The sequence below is a fragment of the Orlajensenia leifsoniae genome, assembly GCF_004570845.1.
GTDB classification, from domain to species: Bacteria; Actinomycetota; Actinomycetes; order Actinomycetales; family Microbacteriaceae; genus Orlajensenia; species Orlajensenia leifsoniae.
Genome location: NZ_SPQZ01000007.1, coordinates 63,148 through 74,385, shown reverse-complemented (window position 1 = coordinate 74,385; position 11,238 = coordinate 63,148). Strand labels below are relative to the sequence as shown.

12 protein-coding genes are annotated in these 11,238 nt (G+C 69.0%); 7 read left to right on the top strand and 5 right to left on the bottom strand.

Annotation, left to right across the window (positions count from 1 at the left end; translation table 11 throughout):
- Positions 1 to 5: 5 nt before the first annotated feature.
- Together E4M00_RS15780 and E4M00_RS15775 are read right to left on the bottom strand one after the other, a co-directional pair.
- Positions 6 to 626, bottom strand: coding sequence for a TetR/AcrR family transcriptional regulator (locus tag E4M00_RS15780; protein ID WP_056167503.1), 621 nt, complete (start codon positions 624 to 626; stop codon positions 6 to 8).
- Positions 627 to 711: 85 nt separating this feature from the next.
- A complete protein-coding gene (locus E4M00_RS15775; RefSeq protein WP_135121439.1) occupies positions 712 to 1,878 on the bottom strand; it encodes an SLC13 family permease in 1,167 nt (388 codons plus the stop codon).
- A gap of 110 nt (positions 1,879 to 1,988) precedes the next feature.
- On the opposite strand from E4M00_RS15775, the gene E4M00_RS15770 reads away from it, so the two are divergent.
- From E4M00_RS15770 to E4M00_RS15750, 5 genes are all read left to right on the top strand, one after another.
- Positions 1,989 to 2,177, top strand: a complete 189-nt coding sequence (locus tag E4M00_RS15770; RefSeq protein WP_135121438.1) for a hypothetical protein — start codon at positions 1,989 to 1,991, stop codon at positions 2,175 to 2,177.
- A gap of 234 nt (positions 2,178 to 2,411) precedes the next feature.
- Positions 2,412 to 2,807 (top strand): hypothetical protein, encoded by a 396-nt coding sequence (locus E4M00_RS15765; RefSeq protein WP_135121437.1) that lies wholly within the window; start codon positions 2,412 to 2,414, stop codon positions 2,805 to 2,807.
- Between the two features lie 134 nt (positions 2,808 to 2,941).
- Complete coding sequence (locus E4M00_RS15760) at positions 2,942 to 3,565, top strand: biotin transporter BioY (protein ID WP_135121436.1); 624 nt, start codon at positions 2,942 to 2,944, stop codon at positions 3,563 to 3,565.
- Between the two features lie 3 nt (positions 3,566 to 3,568).
- Complete coding sequence (locus E4M00_RS15755; RefSeq protein ID WP_135121435.1) at positions 3,569 to 4,249, top strand: energy-coupling factor ABC transporter ATP-binding protein; 681 nt, start codon at positions 3,569 to 3,571, stop codon at positions 4,247 to 4,249.
- Positions 4,250 to 4,287: 38 nt separating this feature from the next.
- Positions 4,288 to 4,836 carry an energy-coupling factor transporter transmembrane component T family protein gene (locus tag E4M00_RS15750; protein WP_204773025.1) on the top strand — a complete coding sequence of 183 codons (549 nt, stop codon included), beginning with the start codon at positions 4,288 to 4,290 and terminating at the stop codon, positions 4,834 to 4,836.
- 264 nt (positions 4,837 to 5,100) lie between these two features.
- Here the strand turns inward: E4M00_RS15750 and E4M00_RS15745 are convergent, their stop codons facing one another.
- Positions 5,101 to 6,672, bottom strand: a complete 1,572-nt coding sequence (locus tag E4M00_RS15745) for an MFS transporter (protein ID WP_135121512.1) — start codon at positions 6,670 to 6,672, stop codon at positions 5,101 to 5,103.
- A 126-nt stretch (positions 6,673 to 6,798) separates the two neighbouring features.
- On the opposite strand from E4M00_RS15745, the gene E4M00_RS15740 reads away from it, so the two are divergent.
- Positions 6,799 to 7,371: a TetR/AcrR family transcriptional regulator gene (locus E4M00_RS15740; RefSeq protein ID WP_135121433.1), complete on the top strand. Its 573-nt coding sequence runs from the start codon at positions 6,799 to 6,801 to the stop codon at positions 7,369 to 7,371.
- A 214-nt stretch (positions 7,372 to 7,585) separates the two neighbouring features.
- On the opposite strand, the gene E4M00_RS15735 is transcribed toward E4M00_RS15740, so the two are convergent.
- Positions 7,586 to 7,795 carry a DUF1653 domain-containing protein gene (locus E4M00_RS15735; protein WP_135121432.1) on the bottom strand — a complete coding sequence of 70 codons (210 nt, stop codon included), beginning with the start codon at positions 7,793 to 7,795 and terminating at the stop codon, positions 7,586 to 7,588.
- Between the two features lie 163 nt (positions 7,796 to 7,958).
- Here E4M00_RS15735 and E4M00_RS15730 point away from each other — a divergent pair, with 163 nt between their 5' ends.
- Positions 7,959 to 9,236: an ion channel protein gene (locus tag E4M00_RS15730; RefSeq protein ID WP_240037211.1), complete on the top strand. Its 1,278-nt coding sequence runs from the start codon at positions 7,959 to 7,961 to the stop codon at positions 9,234 to 9,236.
- Positions 9,237 to 9,253: 17 nt separating this feature from the next.
- Here E4M00_RS15730 and E4M00_RS15725 read toward each other — a convergent pair whose 3' ends face one another.
- Positions 9,254 to 11,101: an amidase domain-containing protein gene (locus E4M00_RS15725; RefSeq protein ID WP_135121430.1), complete on the bottom strand. Its 1,848-nt coding sequence runs from the start codon at positions 11,099 to 11,101 to the stop codon at positions 9,254 to 9,256.
- Positions 11,102 to 11,238 lie beyond the last annotated feature (137 nt).

The window sequence follows — 11,238 nt, the reverse complement described above, 5'->3', positions numbered from 1 at the left end:
GTGTCCTATCGGGTCGAAGCCGGCACGGCGTGAGCCGGAACCGGGGAGAGGAGCTCGGAGATGATGTGCACCAGTGCCGGACGCAGCTCGACGTCTGTCGCCGCGTCGTCGGTGGTCATCCCGCTGCCGAAGGTCAGGTCGGCGGTCAGGGTGTAGGCGGCGCCGCCGAGGGCGATGCCGAAGCGCAGGCGATCCTCGACGCTGGCCTCGGGCGGGCAGACCGCCTCCGCCATGCGCAGGATCGTGGCGTTGGCCCGGGCGACGACGGGAACGTCCTCGAGGGACTGGCCCTGGCTGATGAAGGTGTGCACCTCGAGGCGATAGCGCAGGAGCAGGTCGACGAAGGCCTCGAGGAAGGCCTGGCGGGCGGCATCCGTCGACGCATCGGAGATCCAGGCGTCGAGGATGCGCCCGAACTCGTCGATCGCCGGCGTGAGCACGGCGTCGAGCAGGGCCTCCTTGGATGCGAAGTGGTAGAGCACGCTCGACTTCGAATAGCCCGCGACGTCGGCGATCTGCTGCAACGACGTTCCCGAGAAGCCCCGGGTGGCGAATTGTTCGAGGGCGACGGCCTGAAGCTCGTCGCTGGGCTTGGCGCGCGCGGAGACCGAAGGTTCTGCAGGCATGATCCGACGGTAATTGACCGATCGGTCAGCAACTGCACGATCGGTCAGATTTGCGGCGATCTCCCAGCCATCCGCAACCTGCTGGTCACCGGACCGCGAGCGCGGCCGTGGCGGCCACGACGGCGAGGGGTGCTACGACCAACCCGAGGATCGCGTACCGCGACCACGTGAACTCGACGCCCATCGCCTTGAGGCGGTCGTGCCAGAGCAGCGTGGCCAGCGACGCCCAGGGCGTGACGAGCGGGCCGACATTCACGCCGATCAGCAAGGCGATCATGCGGGCCGGCGAGTCGACCGACGGCTCGAGCGCCAGGTAGGCGGGCAGGTTGTTGGCGACGTTCGCGCCTCCGGCCCCGAGGCCTGCGAGCTGCAGCAGGCTGAGCGGATCGTCTCCCGTGCCCGCGACCGCGGCGAGAGCGTCTCCCAGCCCGAGAGCGTGCGCTGTCTCGAGCACGAGGAAGAGGCCGGCGACGAGCAGCAGCAGCGGCCAGGGCACCAGCCCGAGCCGGAGCACTGCCGGTCTCGAGACGGCGAAGGCGATGAGCAGGGTCACGGCGGCCACGCAGGCCGGAATCCACACGGGCAGACCGGAGAGCAGGCCGGGGATGAGGATGAGGACCGCCACGGCGCTCGCGATCAGCAGTGTCGGATCGGCGACGCGCTCGGGTCGTTCGATGACGTACCGCGTGACGAGGCTGCGACGGTGGAGCACGGCGATGACGGCGACGGGCACAACGATCGCCGCGATGGCCGGAGCCCACGTGAGGGTGGCGAATTCGAGGGGGCTCACCGGATGCCCCACGATCTGCTCGAGCTTCGAGACGGCGAGCAGGTTGGTGAGGTTCGAGACGGGCAGCAGCATCGACGCCGTGTTGGCGAGCCACACCGTCGTCAGGGCGAACGGCAGCGGACTGATCCCGACGTGGCGCGCCATGACGATGACGACCGGTGTGAGCAGGACCGCCGTCGTGTCGAGCGACAGGAAGATCGTGCAGACGGTGGCGAGGGCGACGACGATGAGCCAGAGCAGCCACGAGCGCCCGTGCGCCCAGGTGGAGGCGTGCTGGGCGAGCCAGTCGAAGAGTCCGGCCTCGTCAGCCAACTCCGTCACGATCGTCATGGCGAGGACGAACAGGAGCACGGGCCAGACCCGATCCCAGAGGGCGACAGCCTCGTCGGCGGGCAGGATGCCTGTCGCCAGCGCGACGGCTCCGACCCCGAGGAGACCCGCTCCGATGAGCGCCGTCTTCATTCCGCGAGCCTCCACTCGGCCCGCCCCACTAGACGATATGCCTCGCAAAGAATACCCCTGCTGCGCATTCGCACCGAGCGATAACGTTGAGACGACGAAAGGGATGCATCATGCGCAAGTACCTGTTCAACGGAGCCGTGATCGGCAGCGTCATCGGTGGCTGGGCTGTCGTTCAGCGCACCCGCAACGGACCCCGCGACTGGAAGCTCCTGCTCACCTGGATCAGCTGGGGGCTCACCCTCGCCATCGCCATCGGAACCGTCAAGGAGGAGTCCGACGAGAAGGCCATCGGCAAGTGACCCGAGGCTGACGCGGGACCTTTCAGCCCCTAGGCGCTCCTGTGCGAGCCCTTTTCGGCGCCGATCCCCCTCGATCCGCGGAAATCCGCCGATTTCGGCGTGTTCCTGCGGCGTGTCCCCCGCTCGCGCGGCTTGCGCTGAACGAGACTGTGGGTAGCATCCGCGGCACGAAAGGGCACCAGCATGGCGAAGGGCACCGGAATGTTCCGGCGACGGAGGCACGATGCTCCGGTCGTGGCGAGTTCCACCCCAGAGCTCACGCCTGAACAGGTCTTCGATCTTCTCAACAGCCGTCTGGCCGATGTCATCGGAGCACACGGCAGCTGGACCCTCGTTCGACGCACCGACGCCGACACCGACGAGATCTTCCACGCCATGCTCACGCACCAGATCGCATCGGAACTCACTCAGGCCCTGCTCGCCGAGCGCTCCGCCCTGCGCGGCGAGCCCGTTCCCGAGCCTGCCGCACTGTCGTGGATCCCTGCACCCATCACCGAGTGGGCTGAGCGCGACGCCGTCGTCATCGCCGAGGCCCCGATGGCGGAGCTGCTCGACACCACGGACACGGACTCGAACGAGATCGTTCCCGCCCGGCACGTCTCTGCCGAGCCCGTTCGTCTCGTCGCCTGAGCGCACCCCGGCACGGCCGTACAAAATCCGAGCCGTGATCTTGTAAGCGGATGCCCGCGCACGGCGACTCTCCTTTCCTAGTCTGGTGTCACCCGGCCGCGCAGTGCGGCCCCGACGCCCACCGGAGTTCGCCCATGGCATCCGCCCGCATCTCAGCTCGCGACCTGGCCCAGATAGCCGTCTTCGCGGCGCTCATCGCCGCACTCACCCTCCCCGGCGCCATTCCCACGGGGGCACTCGGGCTGCCGATCACCCTCCAGACCCTCGGCGTGCTGCTGGCCGGCGCCATCATCGGTCCGAAGAAGGGCACCCTCGCCGTCGTCGTGTATGTGGCGCTCGGCGCCATCGGGCTGCCGATCTACGCCGGCGGCACCGGCGGCCTCGGCATCCTCTTCGGACCCACCGGCGGATTCCTGTTCGGCTTCATCCTCTGCGCGTTCGTCGTCGGCTGGCTCACCGCACGCCTCCTTCCCCGCTACCCGTTCTGGCCGGCTCTCGGCCTCACGGCAGTGGGCGGCATCCTCTCGGTCTATCTCATCGGCATCCCGTGGCTCGCCGTGACGACGGGCACTCCGATCGGCGCCGTCGCGCTCGGCATGGTGGCCTTCCTGCCCGGCGACCTGATCAAGGTGCTGGTCACCGTCTCGGTGGCCAAAGCCGTGCACCGCGCCTGGCCCGGCCTCATCACGCCGCGGCCATGGGGACGCCGACGCGACGGTTCGTCGACGGATGCGACCACCGCAGCCGTCGACGCCTGACGCATGGGAGACATCCGCTTCGAGGGCGTCAGCCATCATTTCGGCGACGATGCCGTGCTGCGCGACATCGACCTGACGCTCACCGAGCAGCGCATCGGCGTGGTCGGCGCCAACGGATCGGGCAAGTCGACCCTCGTGCGACTCGTCAACGGCCTCGTCTCCCCGCAGGCGGGTCGAGTTCTCGTCGACGGCCAGGACGTCGCGAAGCACGCTCGCGAGGTGCGGCGCCGCGTCGGATTCATCTTCACGAACCCCGACACCCAGATCGTCATGCCCACCGTGCGCGAAGACGTCGCGTTCTCCCTGCGCCGCCTGAAGCTCCCGGCGACGGATGCCGCGGCCCGTGTCGACGCCGCCCTCGAGCGCTTCGGCCTCGACGCACTGGCCGATCGCGCGGCCCACAAGCTCTCGGGCGGGCAGAAGCAGTTGCTCGCCCTGGCGGCCGTGCTCGTGGCCGAGCCGTCGATCGTGATCGCCGACGAGCCCACCACGCTGCTCGACGGCCGCAACGCGCGCATCGTGACCGAGTACCTCGGCTCCCTCCACCAGCAGCTGATCGTGGTGACGCACCAGCTGGAGCTGCTCGAGGACTTCGAGCGCGTCATCGTCATGGAGGACGGCCGGGTCGTCGCCGACGACGCTCCGGGCCCGGCACTCGAGTTGTACCGAGCGGCGATCCGGTGAACGGCTTCTATCACCCGGGGCGATCGCTGCTGCACCGGATGCCGGCAGTCGCCAAGCTGCTGACACTGATCGTGACCGTCACCGTCGTGGCGTTCCTGCGCTCCCCCGAGGCACTCGGCATCGCCCTCGCCGTGACGACGCTGCTCTTCGTCGTCGCCGGCATCCCGCCGCGGCTCGCGCTCCGCGCCGTGGGCCCGGTCTTCTGGGTGCTGCTGATAGCGGTGCCGCTGAACGGCTGGCTGGTCGGCTGGGACTCCGCCGTCATCATGGCCCTGCGCGTGGTCACCGTCGTGGCCCTCGCCGGGCTGTTCACGCTGACGACGACGGTGTCGGCCGTGCTCGGCGCCGTCGAGACACTGCTGCGTCCGTTGCCCCGAGTCGATGCCGATCGGGTGGGCCTGCTGCTCGCCCTGACGATCCGCGCGATCCCGCTCCTCAGCGAGATCGTGGGGTCGGTCTTCGAGGCCAGGCGCGCACGCGGCGTCGACCGGTCGCTTCGGGCCATCGCCGTGCCCGTCATCGTGAGGTCGTTGCAATCTGCCGACGAACTCGGCGACGCGCTCATAGCCCGCGGCGTCGACGACTGATGCTTATGGGCTGAAATGCCATGCGGAAAACCTGGGCGACAAAGGGTCGGCCACGTTTTCCGCATGACATTTCAGCCGGCGAGCTCCGCTCGCTGAGGCCCCGACGAAGTCGGCGGCCGAAGCGGACCACCCCGCCCGCAGAGCGACGGGAGCGAAGCGAGCGCCGCGAAGCGCACCTCACCCGCCTGCCCTCGGCTTCGGCGCAGCCGCTTCGCGTCTGTGCCTCTGCCAGCGGAAGCCCGCTAGGGCGTTCGCGGCCTCGCCTCAGCGTGCCCGGCGCAGCGTTGTCGCGGCGACGACGGCAGCACCCAGCACGAGCGCGAAGCCGATCCACGCGGTGAGCCCCACCCCGCTGCCGAACGCCTCCGTGGCCGAGGCGAGCAGAGTGGCGGCATCCGTCGCCGGAAGCTCGTCCGCGATCGCCACGGCCCCACCGAGGGTCTCCCCTGCCGCATGACGCTGGGCGGCGTCGAGGGCCTCGGGCAACACCACAGTCGCCCGGTACGACGCGGTGAGGATGGTCCCGAGGATGGCCGTGCCGAGCACGGCGCCCACCTCGTAGGCCGTCTCGGACACGGCGGAGGCCGCGCCGGCCTTGGCTGCGGGGGCATTCGCGAGGATCAGCTCGTTCGACACGGTCTCGGCGGCGCCGATCCCGATACCGAGCGCCACGAACGCCACCGCGATGCCGGCGGCGTCCATGCGGCCGCCCGAGAGCGCAACGGCCAGGTAGCCGACGGCGGAGATCACCAGCGCGACCGGAACGAGGCGCGAAGGCCGCACGCGTCGGGCGATGGGCACGACGGCGAGGCCGGAGATGATCATGGCGATGAGCCCGGGCACCAGCACGAGACCGGCCGCGAACGGCGAGAGCCCGAGCACGAGCTGCAGGTGCTGCGAGACGAAGTAGAGACCGCCCACGAGCGCCAGCACGCTGAGGAGGTTCACGCCGATGGCACCGCTGAACGAACCGCGCCGGAACAGCTCCATGTCGATCATCGGGTTCCGGATGCGGTTCTGTCGGCGTACGAACACGACACCCGCGGCCAGGCCCACGAGCATCGACCCGATGCCGAGCAGGTCGAAGCCGTGTTCGGCGAGGTTCTTGATGCCGAACACCACGGGCACCATGGTGAGCAGCGACAGCACGATGCTCGGGAGGTCGATGCGGCCGGGGTTCGGGTCCTTCGACTCGGGCACCAGGAGCGGCAGCAGGATGACGAGCGGCAGCAGCAGCGGCACGGCGAGCAGGAAGACGCTCCCCCAGGCGAAGTGCTCGAGCAGGATACCGCCGACGACAGGGCCGAGGGCGCTTCCGGCCGCGAATCCGGTCGCCCAGATCGCGATGGCGAGACGGCGCTCGTCACGGTCGGAGAACACCGAGCGCAACAGCGACAGGGTCGACGGCATGAGCATCGCACCGAAGAAGCCGAGCAGCGCGCGGGCACCGATGAGCCACTCCCCGCTCGGGGCGAAGGCGGCGGCCACGGACACGACGCCGAATCCGACGGAGCCGACGAGCAGCAGGCGACGACGACCGATACGGTCGCCGAGGCTCCCCATCGACACCAGCAGGCCGGCCAGCACGAGCGGATAGATGTCGATGATCCAGAGCAGCTGCACGCCGCTCGGCTGCAGTGCCTCCGAGATGGCCGGCAGGGCGAAGTTGAGCACGGTGTTGTCGATCGAGACGAGTAGCACCGGCAGCATGAGGGCGGCGAGCGCGAACCAGCGGCGACGGGCGCCGCTCGACGAGCTCGCTCCCGTACGGGTCGTGGCTCCGTCGTGCTCGGAAGGGACGACGACGGATGCCGTCGCGGGCGTGCTGTTCTGCATGGTCATGGCTGTACTCGGTGTTCTCGGATCGTGGGCGTGGGATTAGTGTACCGTCTACCCGGTACAGTTATCCAGCCTGCCCGGCTGGTCTCCCGGACGGGCGGCGACGATCGTTAAGATTGCGCCATGCCCCCGACGACCCGAGACCGCATCCTCGATGCCTTTCAGGACCTGCTGATCGACGGCGGAGAGCGTGCGGCCACCCTCGATGCGGTGTCGGCGTCGGCCGGAGTCTCCAAAGGCGGCCTGCTCTACCACTTCGCCTCGAAGGACGCCCTCGCCACCGGCCTCCTCGACCGCCTGCGCGACCTGGCCGCCCTCGATGCCGAGCAGATCCGCACGGCGTCGTCGGGAGCCGTCGATCACCTCATCCGCAATTCCGTCGACACGGGCTCCCCACTCGACCGGTCGATGATCGGCGCCTACCGACTGGCCCAGGGCCGGCACGAGGGCGCGAAGGCTGCGATCGCCGCCGTGAACGCGGGGCGGCTGGAGGCCATCGAGGACGCCGTGGGCGACCCGGCCGTTGCGCAGCTCATCATGCTCGTCAGTGACGGCCTGTACTACAACTCGGCCATCGCCGACGTCGGGCTCGACGCATCCGTCGCCGTCCCGACGGACCTCGACGCCCTGCTCGCTGTCATCGACCGGCTCACCCCCGCGCCCGGGACGCCGTCGGCCCAGGAGTTGCCGGGCTGAGACGCTGTCGAGCTCAGTCGCCGAGCTCTGCGTCCGCTGCGGCGACGGCTGCCAATTGCTCTGCGATCAGGATTGCCAGATCGATCTGAGTCGCCATCGTCTCCCCCGTTCCGCGGATCCCCCGACCCGTGTGGATCGAGTATGCCCCCGACCGGGGGGCGAGGGAAGTGGGGAATGGTGAACATTCGGCATCTCTTCAGGCGCCGGTCCCTCCCTACCCTTCGTGCGCTATGGGAGTGAACCGCGTCACGAGCGCGCCCTCATGCTCCACGACCTCTGTCCACATCGCTGCAGGCCGAACCCACAGGCGTCCGTCCGCCGACCTGTAGACGACGACGGGCTGCTCGGTCTCAGAGTCGGTGGCCTCACCGACGACCGTGTACAGGCCGCCCTTGAAATGGCGATAGAGCCCTGGTTCGATCATGTGCCCATCCTCCACGACTCGGCCGCGCCGGGAAAGACGAGGATCGGCGCGGTGGCGTAACACGGGCGCGACAAGTCCCCCGGTCAGGGCCGGACTCTTGACAGTGCCTTCCCTTGGGGCCTACCGTCCGAAGCGCCCCTGCGTGGCGGAAAGAGGAGGTCAGGTGTCCACACCTTCGATCGCTCCGCCGGGAGCACGAACGCTCGCCATCCTCGCGATTCCCGCGCTCGTGATCGGCGTGGTCTCGGCCCTCATCCTCTGGCTTCTCAATCAGATCTCGGGATTGCTCGCGGATCAGATCTGGACCGCGTGGCCCGATGCGCTGGGGCTTGAGCCCTACACACCGTGGTGGACCTTCGGGGTTCTCACCCTCACGGGCGCTGCCGTCGGCCTGGTCGTGTGGCTGATGCCCGGCCACGCCGGACCGGACTCCGCGACCACCGAGTTGTCTGCGCCGCCGCTTCCGCTCCGGGTCCTGCCCGGACTGGCGCTCGCGGTCACCATCTCGCTGGCTGGCGGAGTGAGCCTGGGGCCGGAGAATCCGATCATCGCCATCAACACGGCCGTGGCCGTCACCGCCGTGGCACGATTCGCAACGGCGGTACCGACCCCGCTCGTGGCGCTCCTCGCGTCGGCGGCGACGATCGGGGCCCTGTTCGGCACCCCGGTCGCGGCAGCCCTCGTCTTCACCGGGATCGTGGCGGCGCTGAAGTCCGGCGGCTCGCTCTGGGATCGACTTTTCCTCCCGGTCGCTGCAGCCGGCGCGGGAGCTCTCACGATGCACGTGCTGGGCACGCCGCCTATGGCGTTCACGGTCGCCCCGTTCGGCACTCCAGAAGCCATCGACCTCGCGACCGGCACACTGGTCGCTGTCGTCTCCGCCGTGCTCGGCATCCTCGCCGTCTATGCCTTCCCGCTCATCCACCGGGCCTTCCACGCCCTGAGGAATCCCGTGATCTTCACCACCCTCGGCGGCGCCGTCCTCGGTGTGCTCGCCATCATCGGCGGACCTCTGACGATGTTCAAAGGGCTGGAGCAGGCCGGCCAGATCATCAACAATCCCGGCGACTACTCGCCAGGGACTCTGGCCCTGTTCACCGTGATCAAGCTCGTCGCGCTGTTGATCGCGGCCGCCGCTGGCTTCCGAGGCGGTCGGGTCTTCCCGGCGGTGTTCATCGGAGTGGCGCTCGGACTCTTCTTCCACTCCGTGATCCCGAGCATGCCGATCGGGCTCGCCATCGCCTGCGGCGTTCTCGGCATAGTTCTCGTCGTCACCCGCGACGGCTGGATCGCCCTGTTCCTCGGGATCGCCCTGACCGGAGACACCACCCTGCTGCCGATCCTGTGCGTCATCGTGCTTCCCACGTGGCTCCTGGTGACGGGCGTGCCTGAGCTGCGGATCCTGCCCAAGGAGCCGGTGGCCGTTGCAGAGTCGACCTGACCGGGTCTTCTCGGCGACTAGATGCTGATGAAGAACACCCCGCCGTTCCGGTCGTGCCCCCAGTCGGCGAGTGACGCTTCGATCGTCTGATTCACCTTCGGGTCGTTGCCGGGGTCGGTGTGGGCGGTGTACCGGATGGTGATCGTGCCGTTCGCGTTCCTGTCGATGCGGGTGACGATGCCGGTGTGGTCACGGTCGCCGGCGTACCGTCCGTTGTTCCGCCAGTCGAACTGGATGACATCGCCGAGCTTCACGTTCCTCCGCACGGCCTGGCTGTCGGCCGTTTCCCGGAACCCTCGCCCGACGAGGTGGTTCCGGAGAGAGGTGGAGGAGATGTTCAGCACCTGGGGACCGAGGCCGCGCACCTCGAGGGCGTGGGAGGCGAAGTTGGCGCAGTCCTCGTTGAAGATGTACGGGTGGCCCCACGTATAGGAGCGAGACCAGGCATTCTCGGCGACCCACTTCAGCTCGGCACGGATCGGCGCCTCGGTGTGCGAGATCTTCGCCGCAGCGGCTCTCGAGCTCACGTTAGTGATGTGACGCTTCAGCGTGACAGGTGACGCCTTCGCTGTGATCGCCTTCTTCAACGCGGCGTTCGCCTTCGACAGCGGCGATCGGGTGGCGGCTGTCGCCTTCGTGAACACCCGCAGGGCGTTCATCCCGTTCGCGTAGACGGTCTTCGCCGTAGCGAGGGAGGATGCGGCCGAGGTCACCGTGGTGTTCGCCGACCGGACGGCCTGAGTCAGGGTGCCCAGCTGGGCGATGGTCGTGGTGTTCAGGCCGGCGGTCAGCTTGTCCAGCGCCGACGTCAATCGCTTCGCGTAGGTGGCGTTGACGGTCGTGGCGTACTTCTTGGAGGTGACAGCGCCGGTGGCCTTCACGGCGAGAGCTTCCCTGTACGCGGAGCCGCGGTCGGAGTTGCTCTTCCTCCACGCCGCGATCGCCGCCTTCGCCCGGGCGGATGCCGCATTCAGCGTGGCGGTCTGCGGGACGGGGGCGCTCAACGCCGAGATGAGTGCCGTCTTGCTGTTCACCACCTCGGCGGCTCGAGCGATGGTCGCAGCCGCGTAGGACTTGGTCTTCCGCAGAGTGGTGATCTGGGTGACGTAGCCCGTGGCGGTGGCCTTCGCCGGACGATACCCGCGGACGTTCGCCGACCACGCAGTCACCTGGCCCGCGGCGGCGGCGACGGCGTCGTCAGCAGCCAGCGCTGCGAGGGCCGCGGCGAGGGGTGCAGCCGTCGCCTTCTGGGCGTCGAGGATCCCCGTCGGCAGGTCGGCTGCGATCAGGCTCCCCTGGTCGGCGAGAGCCGCCCGGGCATCCGTGTAGACGTTCACGGACTCCTCGACCGCCGTCCGAGCGACGCCCATCGCGGCCGTGAGCGCTGTGAGAGTGGCATCGTCGGCGTCACCGTCGAGCGCGACCGTCACCGAGTCGACGGCGGCGATGAGAACGGAGATGGTTGCGGAGGATGCGTTCCCTTTCGCCGCTGCGATGACGGCGGTGGCTTCGTCGCGCTGCGCGGCTGCCGCGATCGCGGCCTCTGATGGATCCGCGGCCGCCTCACCGTCATCGGAATCCGCCGAAGGCGCCGGCGCCTCGATGGGCGCCGGGGTCTCGCTGGGCGCTGTCGTCTGAGCGGGCGACGGCGTCGCGGCGGGCGACTCGGTGGGCGGCGGCGGCTCGGTGGGCGCTGATGTCTCAGCTGCAGCCGGCGTCTCAGTCGGCGCGGTCTCAGTCGGCGCCGGCGTAGCCGAGGCGGTCGGTGTGTCGGGAAGGGTATCCGCGTGGGCGGCACCCCCACCGAAGGTGATGGCGGCGGCCAGGGCGCAGGCGATGGCCGACTGATTGGTGAACAGAGTCATGAAGTCGCACCCTCCTGCGCACGCACCCGACCATCAGTGCGGCTCTGCAGCTCGTCTTCCTGCTCTCCGATGATGTCACGGAGCGGGCGTACAGCGACATCTCGGTGCAACGCACCGTGCTCGCATTCGAGTCGGAG